Consider the following 21,036-nt stretch of genomic DNA (forward strand, 5'->3'; position numbering starts at 1 on the left):
CGCTCGTTGTCGTTTCCCGGAGGTCTTATGGAGATGTCTTTCTTCTTGCGTGCAAGGCGCAAGATGGCGTGTGGGTTCGTGTTTGCCCTGGCGCTCAGTGGTCCTGTGCTGGCGGCATCGCCCGCTATCCCGATCAGCTACACAGAAGCCCTACAACGGGCGCTTGCTAACGCCCCAACCCTGCAGGTGCGCCGATCGCAGATCGATGCCAGTACCGAAGAAGCCGCGCGTGCTGGCGCGCTTCCCGACCCACGTTTGATCGTGGGGCTGGCGAACTGGCCCGTCAGCGGACCCGATGCCTTCAGCTTGCGGGCCGATGAGATGACCACCCAGCAAATCGGTCTGATGCAGGAGTTTCCTGCGCGTGCGAAACGACGTGCCGAGCACGCGTTGGCGCAAGCGACGCTGGCGCAAGCGCGCTCACTGTCGATGGCCGAACAGCAGATGGTGGCCCAAGCGGCCGCGCTGGCCTGGATCGAGCTGTGGAGTACGCAGCAAGCCGTAGATGCGTTGGAAGGTCTGCGCGAGCCGGCCCGTATAGCCGAGCGTGCGGCGCGTGCTCGCTTGGCAGGCGGCACGGCCGGGGCCAGTGATGTGCTTGCCGCCCAGGCCGCCCTACTGCAGTTGGACAATCGCCTGGAGCAGGTACATGCGGAGCACGCCGCCGCGCAGGCCGGCCTGGCGCGGTGGTTGGGTATTGCACCAGAGGCGATCTTGGCCAGTGGTGCGGCACCGGATTTTTCGCAGTTGCCATTGGAGCCCACCCAACTGCTGGCCAAACTGGACCAACACACGCCACTACTGGGCTGGGAGGCACGCGAGAGCTTAGCCCAGGCCCAGGTGGATGCGGCCGTGGCCGAAACCCGCCCGGATTGGAGTGTGGAGCTCACCTACGGACGTCGCGAGCGCGCACCCGACGGCATGGCGCGCAGCGACATGCTCATGGTGGAAGTGGGTGTGGGCCTGCCGCTGTTCCAGAAGAACCGCCAAGCACGAGGCATCGCGGCACGGCGGGCCGAGCTGGAGGCGGTGTCCGCAGAGCGCGATGAGGCCCGGCGCATCCAAGCCGAGTCGGTGCAACGCGCGATAGCGCGATGGCGCGGGTTAACCGGCCAGTTGGAGCGCCAGAACACGCAGAGCCTGCCTTTGGCGCGCGATCGTGCACGCACGGCGTTGGCCGCCTACGGCGCCGGTGCCGACCTGCAGCCGTGGCTGGAAGCGCGGCGCGATGAGATCGAATTGCACCTGGAGAACGCCCGTCTGCTGGGCGAACAGGGCCGTGCCTGGGCGGCACTGGCCTATCTGCTACCCCATGCGGAGAACACGCCATGAGCCCGACCAAGACGCGTCTCACACAGCTCGCCGTGGCCCTCGGGTTGCTGGCGCTCGGCTTTGCCGGCGGCTACGCCTGGATGACTCGAACCTCTGATACCACCCCGCCCCCCGGCACGAGCGTCGCAGATCAAGCACGCAAGGTGCTGTACTGGTACGACCCCATGGCGCCGGAGCAGCGATTCGACAAGCCGGGCAAATCTCCGTTCATGGATATGGAGTTGCTGCCCAAATACGCAGATGAGGCCATAGGGGGCGGAACGCAGATCGATCCGCGCCTGCAGCAGAACGTGGGCATACGCACTCAGGAAGTGACGGTAGAGTTACTAGGGACTGCCGTACGCGTGCCGGGCACACTGACGTGGGATCTGACCCAGGAAAGCGTGATCAGTGCGCGCATGGAAGGCTTGATCACCCACGTGCAGGTAAAGGCGCCGTTTACCGAGGTTCGTCGTGGTCAAACGCTGGCCACCGTGCAGGCCCCGGCATGGAACGCGGCCATCGCCGAAGCACATGCCCTGAGCCAAGCTCAGTCCGCGGGCGCGCGTGAGCTGCAGGGTGCGGCGCAACAACGGTTGCGTTCGTTGGGTGTTCCTTCTGGCGCCTCGGCCAGAAGTGGCGTCGTGCTTAGCGCAGACCACAGTGGTGTCGTGACCGAGATCCTGGCACGCGAGGGACAGACGGTGATGCCCGGTACGCCACTGTTCAAGATCAATGGGCTGGACACGTTGTGGCTGGAGGCCTCGGTACCCCAGGCAGCGCTGGGCACCTTGCGGCCGGGGACCTCAGTGCAGGCCACGGTCAGTGCCTGGCCGGCAGAGCGCTTTGCCGGACAGATCCAGGCGTTGCTTCCCCAGGTCGACATGGCTAGTCGCACGCAGCGGGCGCGAATTGTGCTGCGCAACCCGCAGCGTCGGCTGGTGCCGGGCATGTTCGCCGAGGTTCTGGTGCAGCCCGACGCCGAGCAGGCCCTGCCAGTCGTTCCCACGGAGGCGCTGATCGCCACCGGGCGGGACAGCCGGGTCATCGTGCAGGATCCGGACGGGAGCTTCCGGCCAGTGCGGGTGAGTGTGGGACGTAGCGTGCAAGGGCGCACGCAGATCGTGGCAGGCTTGGCCGGTGGTGAACGCGTGGTCGTCTCGGGTCAGTTCTTGCTCGACTCCGAAGCCAGTCTCTCCGGTGCGTTGGAGCGCCTGGGTGCTGCACAACCGACACGCCCTGCCAGCGCATCAGGTGTGCACGAGCGCCATGACGCCGGGCACGAACCACGCACTGTCGTGCCGTCACCGTCCAGACAGCCGGCGCCTGTCGCGCCAGACACCTCCACCTCTACGCCGCCGCGCTGCCCGGTGCAGTACTGGTATGACCCGATGGTGCCGGAGAAGCATTTCGACAAGCCGGGCAAGTCACCGTTCATGGATATGCAGTTGGTACCCAAGTTCGGCCCCGCCGCAGCCGCTGATTGCCAGGCAAGCGAGGTCATGTCCGAAGCGATGGAGGGCACACCATGATCGCGCGCCTGATCCATGCTTGCATCGCCAATCGCGTGCTGGTGCTGGTTGCCGCCGCGCTGCTGGCGGTGGTCGGTATCTGGTCGGTAAAGAACACGCCGCTGGATGCGCTGCCGGACCTGTCCGATACCCAGGTCATCATCCGCACGCAATGGGCGGGGCAAACCCCGCGCATCATCGAAGACCAGGTCACCTACCCGTTGGCCACCACGATGTTGTCCGTGCCGGGCGTGAAGGCGGTACGCGGCTTCTCCTTCTTCGGTGATTCATTCGTCTACATCCTGTTTGACGATGCCACTGATCTTTACTGGGCGCGCTCTCGAGTGCTCGAGTACTTGAGCCAGGTACGCGATCGACTTCCGCCGAATGTGAATCCGGCGCTGGGTCCTGATGCGACAGGACTGGGCTGGATCTACCAGTACGCCTTGGTGGATCGGACAGGTCAACGTGATGTGGGGCAGCTGCGTGCGTTGCAGGACTGGTTTCTTCGTTATGAGCTAAAAACCGTGCCGGACGTGGCTGAAGTAGCCAGTGTGGGCGGTGCGGTGCGCGCCTGGCAGATCCAGCCCGATCCGCAGGCGTTGGCGGCCCGTGGACTGACGGTGGCCGAGCTCATCGAGGCGGTGGATGCGGCCAACGGCGCTACCGGGGGCTCGGTGATCGAACAAGGCGAAGCCGAACTGATGGTGCGCAGCGAAGGCTACCTGCGCACACAGGAGGCGTTCGAACAGGTGCCGGTAACCGGCAACGACGGCATCCCCGTCCTGCTCGGCGAGGTGGCCACGATCAGTCGCGGGCCGGTCTTCCGTCGTGGTATCGCAGAGTTGGATGGTCAAGGTGAGGTGGCCGGCGGCGTGATCGTCCTGCGGACCGGCAAGGATGCCTTGGGGGCCATTCGGAACGTCAAAGCGCGACTGCAGGCGTTGCAATCCAGCTTGCCCGAGGGCGTGGAAGTGGTGCCGGTGTACGACCGCTCCGAGCTGATCCAGGATGCGGTACGCAACCTCACCCACAAGCTTGGCGAAGAGTTTCTGGTCGTAGCGCTGGTATGCCTGCTGTTCCTGTGGCACCTACGCTCGGCGTTGGTGGCCGTCATCACCCTGCCTTTGGGTATCCTGGCGGCCTTCATCGTGATGCACGCCCAGGGGATCTCCGCCAACTTGCTGTCATTAGGCGGCATCGCCATCGCCATTGGTGCGATGGTCGATGCAGCGGTGGTGATGATCGAAAATGCACACAAGCATCTGGAGCACTGGCGGGAGGCGCACGGCCGGGAACCTCAGGGTGAGGAGCGCTGGCAGCTGATGGCCCGCTCGGCGGCCGAGGTCGGACCGGCCCTGTTCGCCAGCTTGCTGGTCATCACCCTGTCTTTCGTGCCGGTTTTTGCCCTGCAGGCGCAGGAAGGGCGATTGTTCTCGCCTCTGGCCTACACCAAGACCTACGCGATGGCCGCCGCAGCAGGGTTGTCGGTGACCTTGATCCCCGTCTTGATGGGCTACCTGATCCGCGGCCGCATCCGCCCGGAACAGCAGAACCCCATCAATCGCATCCTGATCGCTGGCTATCGGCCCATCCTGCTGTGGGTCCTCAAACATCCCGGTGTCACCTTGCTGCTCAGCGGCCTGCTGCTAGTGCTCACCTTGATCCCCTTTAGCCGGTTGGGCAGTGAGTTCATGCCGCCCTTGGAAGAAGGCAGCCTGTTGTACATGCCCACGGCCCTGCCCGGCCTGTCCGCCGACAAGGCCCGTCAGTTGCTCCAGCTCTCGGGCCGGATGATCAAGACCGTACCGGAGGTTGAGCACGTGTTCGGCAAGGCGGGCCGTGCCGAAAGTGCGACCGATCCGGCACCGATCGAAATGTTTGAGACCACCGTGACCTTCAAGCCGCGGGATCAATGGCGCCCGGGCATGACCCCCCAGAAGCTACGCCAGGAGTTGGACGCAGCGGTCAAGATTCCCGGTCTGACCAACCTATGGGTCCCGCCCATTCGCAATCGCATCGATATGTTGGCCACCGGCATCAAGAGCCCGATTGGGATCAAGGTCTCCGGACCCGATGTGGAGCAGATCGAGCGCCTGAGCCAGCAGATCGAGCAGGTGGCCAAGACTGTGCCCGGCGTGAGTTCGGCACTGGCCGAACGCGTCACGGGTGGGCGCTATGTCGATGTACAGGTGCGCCCGGAAATCGCTGCACGTTACGGATTCACTCAAGGCCAACTCCAGCAACTGATTGCCACGGTCGTTGGCGGTGATCCAATCGGGGAAACGATCGAGGGGCGCGAACGCTATCCCATCGTCTTGCGCTACCCCCGTGGCCAGCGTGACTCGTTGCAGGCCTTGCAGGATCTGCCGCTGATCGCGCCAGGCGGTGTGCAACTGACCTTGAGCCAGGTGGCGGAGCTGTCAATCAGCCCAGGCCCGCCGATGCTCAAGAGCGATAACGGCCGGTTGGTGGGCTACATCTACGTGGATGTGGCCGATCGCGACTTGGGATCGGTGGTCCAGGACCTGCAAGCCGCGGTGCAGACCCAGGTGAGTTTGCCTGCCGGCTATGGTCTGGCGTGGTCGGGGCAGTACGAGTATCTGCAACGGGCTTTGGCACGCCTGCAATGGGTGGTGCCCGCGGCGTTGGCGATCATCTTCCTGGTCATCTGGATGGTGTTTCGCCGGCTTAGCGATGTATCCATCATCCTGCTCAGCTTGCCCTTGGCGTTGGTGGGCGGTTTCTGGTTGATCTGGGGGCTGGGCCATGCGATTTCGGTGGCCAGCATGATCGGATTCATCGCCCTGGGCGGCGTTGCGGCTGAGTTCGGCGTCATCATGCTGCTGTACCTGCGTCATGCCTGGGAGCAGCGCTTGGCCAGCGGTGCGCCGGAAGATGTGTCTACCCTGCAAGAGGCTATCTACGAAGGCGCCGTGCAACGGGTGCGCCCGAAGGCGATGACGGTAGCCGTCATCCTGGCCGGGTTGTTTCCGCTTTTCGTCGGTGCCGGTGCCGGCTCGGAGGTCATGCAACGTATCGCCGCGCCGATGCTGGGTGGCATGCTCACCGCACCGGTGCTCTCTATGGTGGTGATTCCCGCAGCGTTCTATCTAGTGCGGCGACGTGGATTGCGTGCGGCGCGGGGCGACCAATGAGAGACAGACTGAGCACTTGAGGTAAGTCCCCACAAAAAGACGCCAGTCATGGAAGAAGTCATGACTGGCGTCAAAGGGGAGAGTACCGCCTACATGCTTACTTATCAGTGCCCGGCGTGCGGGGAAATCTCAAAGCTCAGCGACGCCCGATCCGACACAAAATCCAAACCCTTTTGTGTAGAGGGCACAATGTGATTGGTGTGGATGTACCAGGTCTTGGCGGTGGTCACCTGGAAACTGGCTTGGCCTTGGGCATCGGTGCGCAGGAGCGTAGCGCTACCGTGCCCACCCTTGACCGGTGCGTCAGCACGATGACCGACGTACACGCGTAGGTTGGGCACTGGCGTGCCCTGCTGCAGCACCTGGAACGACAGCTGTTCGCCGACCTTCACGCTTCCAGGATTGCGGGCCAAGCGGATCTCCAGCGGATAGCCCAGCGAGGCAGCGAAATCGTCGGTCAGTTTTGTGCCCACCTGTCCAATGGTACGAGCATGCTTGGTATAGCTATAGGTGACCCCTTTGGGAAACTTGCTCGCATCATAGGTGGCCAGGGTATCGGGCAAGTCTTCCAACTCCAGGTACTTGCCGAACTCGCTGGCCGTACGCGTGCTGGTGGAGGCCATCGTCGAGACCCCCAGCAGATAGGTGCCCTCGCCCGCCGGATGCACGGTGAGCTGGCTCTGCTTGCCGACCTCTTTCCAACTGGCCAAGTCCGGTGCAGCCTTAGCGCCGCCCTGACTCAGCGAAACGTCCTGTAGACGCGCTCGGGTGACTGCACCTGCACTTTCATCGAAGGTGCCATTGTTCACCAACGCTGTGTTCGCCTCGCCCGCTGCGGTGCCAGGCTTGGAGAAAGCGACAAACAGGTCGTGCGCACCGGCACTGCCGGCCACAGCGAACAGCAGTAGTGTGGCGGATAGTTGCGTGTTTCTCATGATGTGTAGCTCCTCGTGATCGTGGCTTACCAGTGGTAACCAAAGCGGACATTCCAGCGACGACCCAGCAAGTCGTACGTCATGGTGTCGGTGTCGGTGTTGGGGTTGTTCTTCACGAACGGCGCCTTCTTATCGAGCACTTTTTCAACGCCGGCGGAGATATCCCACTTCTTCTTGATGCCGTAGCTCAGTTGCAGGCTGTGGTACACCACGCTGGACACATGCGAGCCGATCGTGTCGGGCACGGCGATGATGTCGTCCGCGCTGCCGATGTACTGCGCCGAATAGACGCCGGTCCAACGGTTCTTGCCCATACGCAGTGAGCCCAAGCCACGCCACTGGGTGTAGCTACCCAAGCCGCTGGTGATCTTGCCGGCGTACTCAATGGTGGTGGCCCCGGGCGTGAGCGCCCCCAACCCACGCGGGGTGAGTCTGGAGGTCCTGGAAGCCCTGCTGGATCTGGTCATGGCCTCGGGCAAGGTACGTGTGGTCGACGTGGCGGAACTGTGTCCGCCCCTGGATCCGGATCAAGCCACCGCACGTGTGGCCGCGCGTTTGATCCACCGAATGGTCAGTGCGCAGGCTCAGTGAAGTGATATCGGCTGGCAAAAGGCAGTGAGCTAATGGGAACGCTCAGCCAGCAACTGCTTCATTTGCGCGATCTCCTGTGTCTGCGAGGTAATAATGTCCTGGCAGAGCTTCACCAACTCAGGATCCTTCAGACGATTCTCCTCACACATCAGGATGGCGCCAGCGTGGTGGGGAATCATCGAACGGATGAACTGTTTGTCAGTGACCGCTGCTTGAGTGCGAATGCCCCACCAGCAGAACAGCATGAACGCCACCGTCAGACCAGCCAGAATCAGATTGCGTCGGCGATCGGGGTACATGCTGGACATTAGCCACAGCTCGATCAGCAGCATGGGAGCGGCCATCAGGCCCGCCATGTAGAACTGGTTCACGTTGTTATAGACGTTAGCCCACTGATCGACCATTGCGTACATCAATGCGTACATGGCCACGAAAGACAGGCCCATCATCAACAACAGGCGGCCGTAATGGCCTTGATGCCCTTGTTGTGCCTGGTGGGCAGGTTGGTGTGAGGCGTGCGGTTTTGCGTGCTGGGACTGCGGGTCTTGCGCGTTTTCGTGCGTACCGTGCGAAGAGGACATAACAATCTCCGTGGGAATGGCAGAACGGCGGAAGAACCCGCGAACTGTTGGAACAGCTCCCGGGCTGAGAACACTTACATACCCTTGCCGGCAGCGAATTCCTGCGGGCTCAGCTTGCCATCTTTGTTGCTATCGAGCATGCCAAAGTGCGGCGCCAGCTTGTGCTTGGCCAGTTCTTCCTTGGACAGCGAGCCGTCCTTGTTGGCATCGAGCTTGGTGAAATCGGCATCGGCCGCCGCCGGCTTGTGCTGACCGTGGTCGGTGGTGGGCGTGGTGGTCTGGCCGCCGGCGAAGGCCGCGCCCGCCATCAGGAACAAGGCCATCATCGAGAGGGAGGCATAACGCTTCATTGCAGTACTCCTTGTGGGATATGAGCCATCAGTGACAGGAATGGCCGCGCGCAGGCTCATCGGCGCGGTCAGGGTGGGGGGTGGCAACAACGGTGGAGCCGGACAAACGCAGGGCATTGGTGACCACCGAAACCGAGCTCAGGCTCATGGCCAGGGCCGCCATCATCGGACTGAGCAAAAGGCCGAAGCTGGGATACAGCAAGCCGGCGGCGATAGGCACGCCGATGGCGTTGTAGACGAAGGCGAAGCCCAGGTTCTGCTTCATATTGGCCACCGTCAAAGACGAGATGGCACGGGCTTGCACGATGCGCCTCAAATCACCCTTGACCAGGGTGAGCTGGGCGCTGGACATGGCCACATCCGTGCCCGTCCCCATCGCGATGCCCACATCGGCTGCCGCCAGGGCCGGCGCATCGTTGATGCCATCGCCAGCCATGGCCACGCGACGACCCTGGGCTTTGAGTTGCTGGACCAGGTCGGCCTTGTCCTGCGGCTTGACGCCACCACGCACATCCTCGATGCCCAGCGTGCGCCCCACGGCCTCGGCCGTCGCCTGTGCGTCACCGGAGGCCATCACCACGTGCAGGCCATCGGCACGTAGCAGGTTCAAGGCAGGCAAGGTCGTGGCTTTGATGGGATCAGCCACCGCAATGGCGCCGGCCAACCGACCATTGACCGCCAGGAACATCACGCTAGCGCCTTCTTTCCGAAGACGCTCGGCGCTGCTTTGCAAAGGTGCTACATCGGCGCCAACCGACGCCATCAGGCTTTGGTTGCCGAGCACGACATCCTGATCGGACACGCGCCCGCGGACGCCTTGGCCGGTGAGCGAATCAAAATCTTGGGCGGCCACCAGGTTCAAGCCACGTCGCTGGGCTTCAGCCACGATGGCCTCGGCCAAGGGGTGCTCACTGCCCTGCTCCAAGCTGCCGGCCAAACAAAGGATCTGATCGGCGTCGAAGCCGGCGTTGGAGAGCGTGTCGCGAAAGGCTGGACGCCCCTCGGTCAACGTACCGGTCTTGTCCACGATCAACGTGTCGATCAGACGTAGCTGCTCGATCGCCTGAGCATCGCGGAACAGGACCCCGACCTGCGCAGCGCGGCCAGTGGCGACCATGATCGACATGGGGGTAGCCAAACCCAAGGCACACGGGCAAGCAATGATCAGAACCGATACGGCATTGAGGACGGCAAAGGTCCAGGACGGTTCGGGTCCAAACAGACCCCATCCGAAGAACGTGAGCACCGCCGTGGCCAGCACGGCCAGGACAAACCAGTACGCCACCTTGTCCGCCATACGCTGCATCGGCGCGCGGGAGCGCTGGGCTTGGGCTACCAACTGCACAATCTGCGCCAGTACCGTCCCGGATCCGACTTTGTCCGCCCGGATGACTAAGGCGCCCGTCCCGTTGAGCGTGGCGCCTATAACGTGATCACCGACAGCCTTCTCCACCGGAATGGGTTCACCGGTCAGCATCGACTCATCGACACTGGCGCGGCCTTCGATGACTTCCCCATCGACCGGCACCTTCTCGCCCGGTCGTACGCGAAGCAGATCACCCACGTGCACGTGATCCAGCGCAACGTCCTCTTCGCCCCCATCGGGTTTGACGCGGCGAGCCGTCTTGGGCGCCAATCCCAGCAGGGACTTGATGGCCGCCGAGGTTTTGGAACGCGCCCGCAGTTCCAGCAGCTGTCCGAGCAGGGTGAGCGAGACGATGACCGCTGCCGCCTCGAAGTAGACCCCTACCCGTCCATGCTCGCGGAAAGAGTCCGGAAACAGGTCCGGTGCCACGGTGGCCACCACGCTGTAGCCAAACGCGGCGGCCACGCCGATGCCGATCAGCGTCCACATGTTGGGGCTGCGATTGCCGATGGACTGTAGGCAGCGCTCAAAGAAAGGCCACCCCGCCCAGAGCACCACCGGGGCGCTCAGCACGAGCTCAATCCAGGTGCGCGCCTGCGTGGACAAGCCGGGCAGACGGTGTCCCAGCATGGCCAAGACCAGGACGATCAACGTCAAAGGCAACGTCCACCAGAACCTTCGGGTGAAATCGCGTAACTCTGGATTGTCGTCCTCCTCCAGCGAGGGCATCTCCGGCTCCAGCGCCATGCCGCAGATCGGACAGGTGCCGGGACCTGGCTGACGAATCTGCGGATGCATCGGGCAGGTGTAGACCGTGGCGTGGGTACCGCTGGGTTGGGCCACCGCTGCTGGGGCGGTCACTTCAACTTGCTGGGGAGCATCGTCCGTATAGCGGACGGGATTGGTGATGACCCGTCCATCCGCAGCCTCGACAGGGGCTGCGCCTGCAGAATGGTGATGGTCATGGGACGACGGTGAGTTCATGCCGATGCTCGCTTTAGTGGGGATGGACTGCCAAGGCAGTGTGCCATTGCGGGTTACACAGCTATTCGGGGCTGAGCGTCCCGAGCACTGAAACAACAATCAGGATCAAGATGGCCAGCGCGGCCTCAGCCGTAACACTCTGCCGCAAAGCCCGCACCTCCTGCGCGGGATCTCCGCTGGTCAGCGCTCGTTCCAAGCGCGGCACCAGCGTCCATCGGTGCAGCGCTCCCAAACCCAGCATTCCAGCGAACAGGGCCAGTTTGAAAAGCAGCAACTTCCCGTAGGTGCTCTGGAACAGGGCCGAAAACGACCACGCGGTGAGATCCCCGTAGTGCGCGATGCCGGACACGATGAGCGCACCAACGAAGATCGTTCCCAGCGTCGAAAAACCATGCAGAAAGTCATGCGTTGATCGCAGACGCCCGCTGCCGTTCGTCTCTTTGCCGCGCAGCAGCATGGCAAGGAACATCAGGACCGCTGCGATCCAGCCGCCTGCCGCGAGAAGATGGACGATGCCTGCAGCAAGCCGGACCGCGCCTGCCAAGCCCTCGCCAGCGGCGGCGTGGCCGTTCCATGCCAGCGAAGCGAGTGCGCCGCCCGCCAGCATCGCCCCCAGCGGGAAGGCGGTCTCCACCTTCCCGCGGCGACGATGCCATCCGAGCACGAACATCAGGGCGACCAGCAGCGCGCCTCTCGCCATGGCTGCCCGGCCCGCGGACGTCTCGAGCAGATACCAGCCAAGCGATGCGCGATCAACCTCGGCAAGCGGCATTCCCATGATGCCCGCGGTCTTGAAGACGACATCGAGCCCGGTGAGCACGAGACCGGCTACGGCACCCGCCAATAGAACGCCCATGAGTGACCACCCGGCCAAGGCGTCGGCGAGTGCCGATCGACGCGACCCGTACCAACCGAAGAGTGGAACCCCGAAAAGAACCATGATGACAAGGTATTCCAAGAATCTCAGTGCATAAGCCGACAGGTCGAACATTCGCGACTCCTCAGCGCACCGTGAAGCTGAAGCTGCCCGGCATGGGGTGGTTGTCACCACCGACGGCGCGGTATTCCACGGTATAGACGCCCGGAGCCAGCGGTCCAGGCAACTTGGCACGCAGGGTCTTGCCGTTGTTGACGATCTCGGTCGTGAAATTCTCGATCGGCATGGTGGAACTGCCGTGCTTCATGAGCAACTTGAGACGCGACGCCCGCGGAATCAATGTCTCGTTGAACACGAGATCGATCTGGCCTGGCGAGGCCACCACCGCATTTGCCGCCGGTGTGGACTGCTGCAGCGCGGCGTGGGCGTGCGCGACCTGCAGCGAAAACTGCCCGGCCGCGATTGCGAGGACGAGCGCGAAGGAGCGAATGACGTTGGACGACTTCATATGGATAAATCCTCATTGGAATGTGATGCAAAGCCCGTTCGGGAGGGGCCGCGCTGTGTTCGATGCGACAAGCGTTAGATGTCGGACTGTCACTGAAACCACGATTTGTCGGATTTTCTTGATACTTCCGCTTTCGCGAGACGAGGATCCCACCGGCTCAGGCGGGATCCTCGACGCATTACGCTGCCATGGCGCTGCAGCTTTCCGCGCAGCGGCGACAAACTTCGGCGCAGCGCGTCATCTCAGGGTCGTTCATGGCGTCGCATGCATCGGCGCACTGGCGGCAGATCTCCGCGCAGGCACCGCAAACCACGTCGTGAACGCTGGCACCGCGCAGCATCGCGTCGGCACTGGTTGCGCAGGTATCGGCACACGTCGCCAACAGGGCGATGTGCTCCGGGGCCGCGTGAACACCTCCTTTGGTCAGGCAGTAGTTGATGGTCTCCAGGCAGATCGCATGGCATTGCGTGCAGTTGTCGATGCACTCGTTCATGGCCTGGGGCCGGTGTGCTGCGGAATGGTGAGTCATGTAGTTCTCCTTCTTCCTCGCGGGCGAGAATCGGCGCGCCCGCAACACCGTCCCCTGTTGCTGCGACGGATCAGTGCTGTGCGAACGGTTCAGTGGTTCCGTCGCGATGTATCAGCTCGACCGTGAACGGCTGCTGGCGTCCCTCCGGGACCTCCATGCCCGGAGAACCAAGCGGCATCCCTGGGAGGACCAGGCCGCGTGCGTTCGGCTTTTCTTCGAGGAGACGCTTGATGTCCGCGGCCGGAACGTGGCCTTCGATGACGTATCCGCCGATCTCGGCCGTGTGGCAGGAGCCCTTTGCATAGGGGACACCCAACCGCTCCTTGACCAGACCCAGGTCATCCATGTCGTGCACATCCACGGTGAATCCCGCCTTCTGCACGTGGTCGATCCAGACACCGCAGCACCCGCAGGTCGGGGTCTTGTGGACGGTCATGCGTGGCAGGGCTGCTGGAGTCGCGTCGGCTGATTGGACGACAACCTGTGCGGAGGGCGAGGTTGTGGGTTGCGCGGATGAAGCATCCTGGGTGCAAGCACCCAGACCAGCCACGGCAAGGACCACAAAAGTCAGACGGTGCAATGTGAGCGTAGTCATTTCAATCTCTCGACTCAGCGCTTGGTCCGCGAGGACCAGTGGATGTGGACGATCCGCCAGCCGTCCGCGGTCTCCTTCAGCACCATCGTCTCGTCGCTCTGGACGGTCAGTGGCTGGCCGTCCTTCTGGGCATGCAACTCGCTTTCGGTTCCGACCCACGCGAACTCGCCAGCGGCTCGTGCGCGCTGACGGAGCAGCTGGCGATGGGCGCCCTTGAGGAACGCCGCATCGCTGACTGCGTGATGGCCCATGTATTCCTCGCGGCTGCGTTCGGCGCCCCCGGACTCGAGGATGAGAACGTCGGCAGCGAGCAGGGCTTCGACCGTGGCCAGATCGCCGCTAGACAGGGCCCTGTTGAAACGCTCCGCTACGGCGACCGCGGCCTCTGCAGTGACTGGGACGTCGACGTCCGCAGATGCCGCGGCAGCGGGGTGATGTGCGTGCGGCTGTGTCGCCTGCGCCATTGCGGGGGACACGACGGCCAGTGCCAGTGCGAGGGTGAACGAGATTGCTGTTGCGTTCATTGCGTGGGCTCCAAGAAGATCAATGGGGGTGCGCATGGCCGTCATCGGCCACGGGCGTGTGTGGTGCAGGGTGCGACTCCACCTTGCCGTCGGGATGGCCGTGGCTCACCAACCCGACTTCCGTGTCGCTGGGTGTCGGGCCGTGGTGATCGTCGTCCACGCCCGGCGGGTGCGCATGCGGCATGGAGTGTTGCCCGGCTCGAATAAGGCAGGGTGATCCTCGGCCTTTTCGTCGTCATGGTGGCCTTGCGTCTCGCCGCCGCCATGCGAATGGCCCTCGCTGCTGTCGACAAGTTCCTTGTACGCAGTCGCGTCCAGCGTGGGCAACTTCTGCAGGAAGGCCGACATGTTCCATATGAACTCATCGTCCATGCTGCCGCCCCAAGCGGGCATGCCGCTGGCCTTGATGCCGTGCTTGATCACCCAGAACGCCTCAGCTGGAGCGACCGGCTGTTTGCTTAGGTTCGGTGGCGCGGGGTACAGGCCCTTGCTCATCTCGGTGGCCGCCGCGTCTGGTGAAAGATGGCAGGTCACGCACATGGCGTTGTAGTTGCCCGCACCCTGGCGGATACGCTCAGGATCATCAAGGTTCGTGGGTAGCTGAAGCTTGGCGGCGCGCACCTCAATGGAACGCTCGCGCGCCGTTTCAAGTAGCGCATACACCGGGCGACTATGCGGATCGTCGGCGGCCACGTTGTACACGCCCAGAGAGAGCGTGGCGGTTGCGACCACCGCAACCAATGCCACGCCGGCACCGAGCCATACCCACATCTTTTTGTTGGATTTCATTGTCAGTTCCCCTTAGAACCAGGTACGAAGGCCGATGACCAAGCGCGTGTCTTCAAAGGACTCGCCATGCTCGCGTCGCATGTCTGCGGTATTGCCAAACGCGCGCTCGTACACCACGCCGATGTAGGGAGCGAACTTTCGGGTGAACTCATAGCGAAGTCGTAGCCCCGCCTCAGCGGCACTCAGACCCGAACCTATCCCGCGCAATGGATCGTTCTTGCCATAGGCGGTGACTTCCACCAGCGGCTGCAAGATCAGCCGGTTGGTTAGCAGCAATTCGTACTCGGCCTCGACATTGGCGGCAGTCTGGCCCCCTTCGCCGAGATAGGCTGTGGCGGACACTTCGAACTTCATCGGCGCCAAGCCCTGTACACCGATAGCGGCGAAGTTCTGCGATGCCCCAGGCTTGAAGTCATGACGCACACCGGCCACCACATCCCACCACGTGGAGATACTGCGGCCGTAAAGCACTTCCAGATCAGCCGACTCGGTCTGACCATCCGTGCGTTCGCCTTCACTGCGGAGCCAGACGCGATTGAGGTCCGTACCGATCCAGCCCTGGCCCTCCCAGCCCAGCCCGGTGCCCGGATCGGCATCCCAGGTTTCCAGGCGATTGAGCAGCACGTAGCTCTTGATCGAGTTGTCATGCACCGGATGCGCGTGTTCCGGCGCGATGGCCGCCTTGCGATCCGCGTCCGTCACCGCGGGAATCGGGGTGCGCGGCTGCGTTGGCGCTGCAGGCCCGTGTCCCATCTGACTGTGGTCCATGCCCTCCATCGATTGCATTCCCGCTTCTGGTGTAGCGGGCGCGGGCGAATCATGGCCCATCTGCGAATGGTCCATCCCCTGCATCGCAGGCGTGGCCGTGCCGGAGGTGTCGGCTGCAGCGGGCTGTGCCATCTGACTGTGATCCATGCCCTGCATCGACTGCGCCTGCGCTGTGGGCGCCGCAGGTGTGCTCGCGGGCGAGCCGTGCCCCATCTGCGAATGGTCCATGCCCTGCATGGCAGGCTCGGCTGCGTTAGCCTGCGGCTCGGCGTGGCCCATCGCCGCATGATCGATCGTCGCTTCGCTCGTCTTGGCCGGTGTTGCAGGCTTTTGGGCTGGCGCAGGTTTTGATGTCGGTGCCTGATGTGCAGAGTGATCCTGAGTCTGGGTCTGCGCGCCCTGCTCCATCTGCATGGAGCCGTGCTGCATAGATTGGGCGCTGGCCGCATTGGCCAGGGCCAGCGAGATAGCCGTCAGCGCAGTCAGGGTGGTATCGCGTCTATTGATGTTCATTCGTCGACCCTCACCGTGCGCATCATTCCGGCTTCCATGTGATAAAGCAGGTGGCAATGGAACGCCCAGCTGCCCAACGCATCGGCACGCACGCGATACGTGCGTCGGCTACCTGGCGGCATATCCACCGTGTGCTTGCGCACCATGAAGTTGCCGTTGTCGTCCTCCACGTCACTCCACATGCCGTGCAAATGGATGGGATGGGTCATCATCGTGTCGTTAACCAATACGATGCGCATACGCTCGCCGTAGTTCAGCCGCAGCGGCTCGACATCGGAAAACTTCTGACCGTTGAAGCCCCAGGAGAATTTCTCCATGTGTCCGGTCAGATGCAGCTCGATCTCGCGACCGGGGTCGCGTCCGTCAGGGTCTTCAAAGGTGCTCTTGAGCATGGAATACGTCAGCACATGACGGCCGTTATCGCGCAGGCCATTGCCCGGATCATCCAAGCGCGAACTCACGCTCATGGCTTGGTTGTCCAACAGGGGATTGTTGGTCTCGCTAGCAGGGTGTGATTGCATGCCCCCGTGCTGCATGCCTGCCATGGCACCATCGCCGGCGGCGGGCATCGCATGGCCTGCATGGGCCGAGGTCGCGTTACCGCTGACAGGTGGGGTCATGCCAGGCATGCCCATGGCCGCACCACAGCCGCCTTCCATGCCCTTGCTGCCGCCAGACATATCCATCGACCCATGATCCATGCCCATGTCTGCCATCGTCAGCAGCGGCCGGGGATCCACAGACGGAACGGGCGCGCGTAATCCTTCGCGCACAGCGAGCGTGCCGCTGATGTAGCCGGTGCGACCGGAGTCTTGGGCAAAGATGGTGAATGCGTCCTGCCCGGAGGGCTCCACGATCACATCGAAGGTTTCTGCTACCGCGATGCGAAACTCGTCGACGGAAACCGGATGGACATACAAGCCATCTGCCGCCACCACGGTCATCTTCAGCCCCGGAATACGCACATCGAAGTACGTCATGGCAGAGCCATTGATGAAACGCAGGCGCACCTTCTCGCCACTGCGGAACAAACCGGTCCAGTTGCCCAGTGAGGTCGTGCCGTTCATCAGGTAGGTGTAGGTGTTGGCGTTGACGTCGGACAGGTCCGTGGGCGTCATCCGCATCACGCCCCACATCTTGCGATCTTCCAACGTGGCCGACAGGCCGTTGCGCTTCACATCGCGCGCAAAATCGCCGACCGTGCGCTTGTAGTAATTGTCATGGCCCGGCATCTTCTTCAAACGATCGAACAGGGCCGTCGGGTCCAGGTCTGTCCAATCGCTCAGCATCACGACGTAGTCGCGATCGAAACTGAAGGGCTCCGGCTCCAATGGGTCGATGACGATCGGGCCATAGAGCCCGGCTTGTTCCTGGAACCCTGAGTGGCTGTGGTACCAGTAGGTTCCGCCCTGATGCAGGGTGAACCGGTAGTGGTAGGTCTCACCACGTCCGATACCGTCAAAGCTCAGACCCGGCACGCCGTCCATGTTGGCCGGCAAAATGATGCCGTGCCAATGGATGGAGGTGTCCGCGCCATGGATGGAGTTAGCGGGCAATGCATTAGAGACGCGCAAGTTGACCGTGGTGCCTTCCCGCCACCGCAGCAACGGCGCCGGAACGGACCCGTTGACCGTGATCGCGGTGCGGGTCTTGCCGGTGAAGTTCATCGGCGTCTCGCCAATGGTCAGGTCAAACTCAGTGCCCGATAGTACGTTGGGTTGTCCCGGCCCCTTGAGCGCCCAACTGGCTTTGGGCCAGAAACCTAATCCTGCGACTGCGCCTCCCAAGGCCAAGCCTTGGACAAATCGCCGCCGCGAAGGCAGCAGCGGTCCACCGCGTGGACCACGAAAATCATCATGCGACATGAAAATGCTCCAAGCGTCGTGTTGCCACCGGCGGGCGGTGGTACAGAGCGGGCGGCTGGCCTAAACAGGCATGCAAGCCACACCAACGGCGCCATTGCGGCGCCTAGGGACGCTTAGCCGATCGGTGGTCGGATCAGATGAGGCAAGGCAGGTGCCGCATGCCCTAGGGGCAGCGGCATGACATCCAGGCCCAAGGCCAGTTGCACCGAAACATGCAGGCGCGCAGGAAGTGCGCTCGCGCAAGCGTGTACGCAGGCGCACCGGCACGCAGAAGACTTGCAACAGTCGGGACCGGCATGGTCGCCATGCCCAGTGCCAGCCTTTTCAATCGATGTGGCATCGGGATGATGCTCAGCACTGTGATGGGCGAAGCAGTCTTCGTCGACTTGCACCGCGGCAGCCACTTCGCTGGCCTGCTCTTCCATGACCGGGTTCATACTGACGGACGCAAACGCCGACCACGCGCCGTTAAGCACGAGCATGGCGATCAGGAACAGTCGCAGTAGAAGTGAGGAGGCTGACACGGGCGACATGGTATATCACTTTAGACAAGGCGCGTGTGTATCGGTCGTGAACAAAATCTCAAGTAAGCCTGAGATGTCGCGACTTGTCAGTCGCACTAGCCGCGGACACTGCAGCTCCCTCCAGAAGCGCCCAAAGGGCGGGTTGAGGCGAAGAGTTGCCCATAGGGCGAGCGCTTGTTCGGTTTACTTCTCGGGCGTGGCCTCGATCAGCTTCACCAACTCGCGCTTCTGCTGCTTGCTTAGCGAGCCCCAGCGCAGGAGCAACTTGGCCAGCAGATCATCGTCGGTGTAAAGGAAGGCGGCGGGGATCCCCAACGCTTGGGCCAACCGCTCAGCAATCTCCAGCATGGGCTCGTGCTTGCCACGCTCGTACTGGTTGATTCGGGGGCTGGCCACGTGAGGATCCAGACCGGCCCGGATGCCCAACTCCTTCTGCGACAAACCCGTGTGCAGGCGGGCTTGTTTGAGGCGTCGAGCGAAGGTCGGTGTTGAGTCGACGGACAAAGTCACGCGCGCACCCCATGGAGACCCCATAAGGATGGCGGATGTACCCAGCCTTGCATACTAAGATATTCTTAGCTTTGAGGCAACCGGCGACACCGGTAGCGCCGCCCCCCCCCCCCCCCCCCCCAGGAGCCACGCCGCTCCCTCATCCCCGGAAACCGCATGCCCGGAACCTCGTCAATGACGCCATCTGGGGTCGCCAGCATCGAGGAGTTGGGCCTTCGTGGCACCCTTTTCCTAGCCGCACTGTTAGCCGCGCAGCTACGACGCCTACCGGTGGCGCCCACACGCCGCTCCACCTTGCTGGTGCTGGACACGCTGCGAGACTTGGCCTTGATCCAAGTTCCCTGGCCAGCGGATCGATGGCAGATCCGCCCCGATGCCGAGGTCACGCCCATCGAAGATCTGCAATGGGCTTTCGCCTGGTCTACCCACGAGCGCAGGCACCTGCTCCCGGTGCTGGAAGACCAACTCGGCGATATGGCACACGATGTAGACTTGGCGGACGCGAAACTGGAGCTGTGGGATGAACTTGCACTCTGGGAGACCGAGCAGTTTCTGGAGCAGCAATTGCTCAAACATCACTTCGACCCAGGCTGGGCACGTGATGTGGGGTTCGTCTTTCAATCCGGACCGCGGGGCTTGCCGATCGCGCGGTGGCGTTACTGCTGCTGGGCGGCGGTACGCCAAGGTGCCTCGGTGGCGATGCGTCTTGGCGTGCACGACAGCGCCCATGTGCGGGAAGCCATCTTTCAGGAGGTCCAGAAGCGCCTGCGCTACCTGATGACCAGTTCGCCCGAGCAAGGCATGTTCAAGCCCTATCATTTGGCACCGGAGTCCTCAGTAGCCAAACTGTTTGTAGATTGGGTCGTCCCTATGGAATGGGCGTACTGGACAGGTGAGCGCCACCCCAGCCGCTAGCAGACAAACGAGCAGCCTCGTCAGTCGGCTCCCCCATCTTGCGCATGGCCGCGCCGAGTTTTCTTCACCGCATTTTGTGCTGGCGTCAGTTGATTCAGTAGAGGCTCTAGCGCTTCAAGACGTGCATTGGCACGCAACGCATCGGCTTCAGCGCTCTCGCGGCGCTCACGCTCCCGCGCAAGGGTGTCTTGAACTTGAGCTAGCTCGTTGCGCATGGTATCCAAGGTCTTGGCGTCAGTCTTCCAGCGCTCCTGCAGTGCCAAATAGTCCGTCGCGGTCTGGCGCAACGCCACGACCTCGCTGTGTTGGCCTTCGTGGGCCTGTCGTAGCTGGGCAAGCTCACGCTCAATCCGCCCGTGGCGCTCCAGCCATTGACCATTGTCGCGGTTCAGCACCAACAGCTCCTGATTCTTCGCGCCCAAGGCTTCATTGGCCTGACGTAAGGCTACTTGCAGCTCTTGGACCTGATGCTCGTGACGGCGAAGCTCTTGCTCACGCTGCTCTTTGGTTGAAGTGCGGTAGTGCTCAAGCGCTTCCCGGGCATGGGCATGCTTGTCCTCCAGAGAACGCGTATGCGCCTCATGATCAGCCAGCCGCACCGTCATGCCAGCGATGCGCTCGTTCAACTGGGCGATTTCCGCGATCCTGTCACCTAGATTCTGTTGAAGGAGGGCGTGAGCAGCTTGCTCTTGGTGCAGGCTTGCTTCGGTGCGCTGCAGCCGACTGCTCAAGGCGGCAGCCTCCTCTTGGGCACCGGAAAGCGCCTGTTGCCGACTGTGGAGCTCAGCCTGATGGCGCTCACGCTCCTGGGTGAGGATGGCCTCTGCTTCCTCCTGGAGCCGCGAGGCCAAGCGCGCAACCAAGTCCTGCAAAGCATCACTAACGGCTACCGTCCTCGCCGGACCGCCGCCTTCCTCTCCTTCCAGTTCACGCAAGTAGCGGTGGATCGTGGTCTTGGAGCCCGTGTTGCCCAAGGCCACTCGCACCGCGTCGACTGACGGCTTCTTGCGTTGGGCCAGCAGCGCGTCGCGCGCCTTCTGGACGTCACTCTTATAGAGTCCTGCGCGCGCCATCGTGCCACCTCACTTTATTTCGTAATGTATTACATACCATGTAATTACATACTATTAAAGCAGGTAGACGACCGCTCGTCGGCGAAAATAGTTATACGGGATAATATTGAATTATCCCGCGTAAGGCGGATTCTGACCCTTCCCGGCGTCCCAAGCAGTACGAAACCGCCCAGGGCCGGCGATCGCTGGGTAGTATGGCCCAGAGCGGAAAGGAGGCCAGCCAGGGTGCAGGCAGGCTCCGCCACCGAGCCCGTTGGCC

At 62.7% G+C, this 21,036-nt stretch carries 20 protein-coding genes; 4 read left to right on the forward strand and 16 right to left on the reverse strand.

Going from position 1 to position 21,036, the window contains the following annotated elements; all coding sequences use genetic code 11:
* Positions 1-33 precede the first annotated feature (33 nt).
* The 3 genes from NSQ78_RS11410 to NSQ78_RS11420 are packed head-to-tail and all read left to right on the forward strand — an operon-like array spanning position 34 to position 5,980.
* Positions 34-1,332: a TolC family protein gene (locus tag NSQ78_RS11410; RefSeq protein WP_339206125.1), complete on the forward strand. Its 1,299-nt coding sequence runs from the start codon at positions 34-36 to the stop codon at positions 1,330-1,332.
* Positions 1,329-2,843 carry an efflux RND transporter periplasmic adaptor subunit gene (locus NSQ78_RS11415; protein WP_005413406.1) on the forward strand — a complete coding sequence of 505 codons (1,515 nt, stop codon included), beginning with the start codon at positions 1,329-1,331 and terminating at the stop codon, positions 2,841-2,843. The genes NSQ78_RS11410 and NSQ78_RS11415 overlap by 4 nt, the downstream gene beginning before the upstream one ends.
* On the forward strand, positions 2,840-5,980 hold the full coding sequence (locus tag NSQ78_RS11420) for a CusA/CzcA family heavy metal efflux RND transporter (RefSeq protein WP_005413407.1): 3,141 nt from the start codon (positions 2,840-2,842) through the stop codon (positions 5,978-5,980). Before NSQ78_RS11415 ends, NSQ78_RS11420 begins: the two co-directional genes overlap by 4 nt.
* A 104-nt stretch (positions 5,981-6,084) precedes the next feature.
* On the opposite strand, the gene NSQ78_RS11425 is transcribed toward NSQ78_RS11420, so the two are convergent.
* The 15 genes from NSQ78_RS11425 to NSQ78_RS11495 all read right to left on the reverse strand — a co-directional run bounded on the left by NSQ78_RS11425 (position 6,085) and on the right by NSQ78_RS11495 (position 18,813).
* A complete protein-coding gene (locus NSQ78_RS11425) occupies positions 6,085-6,915 on the reverse strand; it encodes a DUF4198 domain-containing protein (protein ID WP_005413408.1) in 831 nt (276 codons plus the stop codon).
* 26 nt (positions 6,916-6,941) lie between these two features.
* Positions 6,942-7,382, reverse strand: coding sequence for a TonB-dependent receptor (locus NSQ78_RS11430; RefSeq protein ID WP_229298439.1), 441 nt, complete (start codon positions 7,380-7,382; stop codon positions 6,942-6,944).
* Between the two features lie 153 nt (positions 7,383-7,535).
* The gene (locus NSQ78_RS11435) at positions 7,536-8,087 is read right to left on the reverse strand and encodes a DUF305 domain-containing protein (RefSeq protein ID WP_031269107.1); all 552 of its coding nucleotides are present in this window, start codon (positions 8,085-8,087) and stop codon (positions 7,536-7,538) included.
* 74 nt (positions 8,088-8,161) lie between these two features.
* Positions 8,162-8,437, reverse strand: a complete 276-nt coding sequence (locus NSQ78_RS11440; RefSeq protein ID WP_005413412.1) for a hypothetical protein — start codon at positions 8,435-8,437, stop codon at positions 8,162-8,164.
* A gap of 28 nt (positions 8,438-8,465) precedes the next feature.
* The gene (locus NSQ78_RS11445) at positions 8,466-10,601 is read right to left on the reverse strand and encodes a copper-translocating P-type ATPase (protein ID WP_024957401.1); all 2,136 of its coding nucleotides are present in this window, start codon (positions 10,599-10,601) and stop codon (positions 8,466-8,468) included.
* A gap of 247 nt (positions 10,602-10,848) precedes the next feature.
* Positions 10,849-11,778: a copper homeostasis membrane protein CopD gene (copD, locus tag NSQ78_RS11450; protein ID WP_017354978.1), complete on the reverse strand. Its 930-nt coding sequence runs from the start codon at positions 11,776-11,778 to the stop codon at positions 10,849-10,851.
* A gap of 10 nt (positions 11,779-11,788) precedes the next feature.
* Positions 11,789-12,172: a copper homeostasis periplasmic binding protein CopC gene (gene copC, locus NSQ78_RS11455; RefSeq protein WP_005413416.1), complete on the reverse strand. Its 384-nt coding sequence runs from the start codon at positions 12,170-12,172 to the stop codon at positions 11,789-11,791.
* A 178-nt stretch (positions 12,173-12,350) separates the two neighbouring features.
* Positions 12,351-12,701: a four-helix bundle copper-binding protein gene (locus NSQ78_RS11460; protein WP_012480213.1), complete on the reverse strand. Its 351-nt coding sequence runs from the start codon at positions 12,699-12,701 to the stop codon at positions 12,351-12,353.
* A 70-nt stretch (positions 12,702-12,771) separates the two neighbouring features.
* A complete protein-coding gene (locus NSQ78_RS11465; protein ID WP_019184727.1) occupies positions 12,772-13,137 on the reverse strand; it encodes a DUF411 domain-containing protein in 366 nt (121 codons plus the stop codon).
* 173 nt (positions 13,138-13,310) lie between these two features.
* Complete coding sequence (locus NSQ78_RS11470) at positions 13,311-13,856, reverse strand: nuclear transport factor 2 family protein (protein ID WP_223224792.1); 546 nt, start codon at positions 13,854-13,856, stop codon at positions 13,311-13,313.
* Positions 13,857-13,925: 69 nt separating this feature from the next.
* Entirely contained in the window at positions 13,926-14,609 is a 684-nt protein-coding gene (locus NSQ78_RS11475) for a cytochrome c (RefSeq protein ID WP_230374551.1), read from the reverse strand.
* A 12-nt stretch (positions 14,610-14,621) separates the two neighbouring features.
* Positions 14,622-15,890 carry a copper-binding protein CopB gene (locus tag NSQ78_RS11480; RefSeq protein WP_005413421.1) on the reverse strand — a complete coding sequence of 423 codons (1,269 nt, stop codon included), beginning with the start codon at positions 15,888-15,890 and terminating at the stop codon, positions 14,622-14,624.
* Positions 15,887-17,755 carry a copper resistance system multicopper oxidase gene (locus tag NSQ78_RS11485; protein WP_012480217.1) on the reverse strand — a complete coding sequence of 623 codons (1,869 nt, stop codon included), beginning with the start codon at positions 17,753-17,755 and terminating at the stop codon, positions 15,887-15,889. Before NSQ78_RS11485 ends, NSQ78_RS11480 begins: the two co-directional genes overlap by 4 nt.
* A gap of 113 nt (positions 17,756-17,868) precedes the next feature.
* Positions 17,869-18,288, reverse strand: a complete 420-nt coding sequence (gene copL / locus NSQ78_RS11490; RefSeq protein ID WP_012480218.1) for a transcriptional regulator CopL — start codon at positions 18,286-18,288, stop codon at positions 17,869-17,871.
* 174 nt (positions 18,289-18,462) lie between these two features.
* On the reverse strand, positions 18,463-18,813 hold the full coding sequence (locus NSQ78_RS11495; RefSeq protein WP_043033515.1) for a helix-turn-helix transcriptional regulator: 351 nt from the start codon (positions 18,811-18,813) through the stop codon (positions 18,463-18,465).
* A gap of 132 nt (positions 18,814-18,945) precedes the next feature.
* On the opposite strand from NSQ78_RS11495, the gene NSQ78_RS11500 reads away from it, so the two are divergent.
* A complete protein-coding gene (locus tag NSQ78_RS11500; protein WP_223224790.1) occupies positions 18,946-19,704 on the forward strand; it encodes a hypothetical protein in 759 nt (252 codons plus the stop codon).
* Positions 19,705-19,724: 20 nt separating this feature from the next.
* On the opposite strand, the gene NSQ78_RS11505 is transcribed toward NSQ78_RS11500, so the two are convergent.
* Positions 19,725-20,777, reverse strand: a complete 1,053-nt coding sequence (locus NSQ78_RS11505) for a DNA-binding protein (protein ID WP_021201903.1) — start codon at positions 20,775-20,777, stop codon at positions 19,725-19,727.
* Positions 20,778-21,036 lie beyond the last annotated feature (259 nt).

This window comes from Stenotrophomonas sp. FSL W7-1447 (assembly GCF_037966425.1).
Taxonomy (GTDB): Bacteria; Pseudomonadota; Gammaproteobacteria; order Xanthomonadales; family Xanthomonadaceae; genus Stenotrophomonas; species Stenotrophomonas pavanii.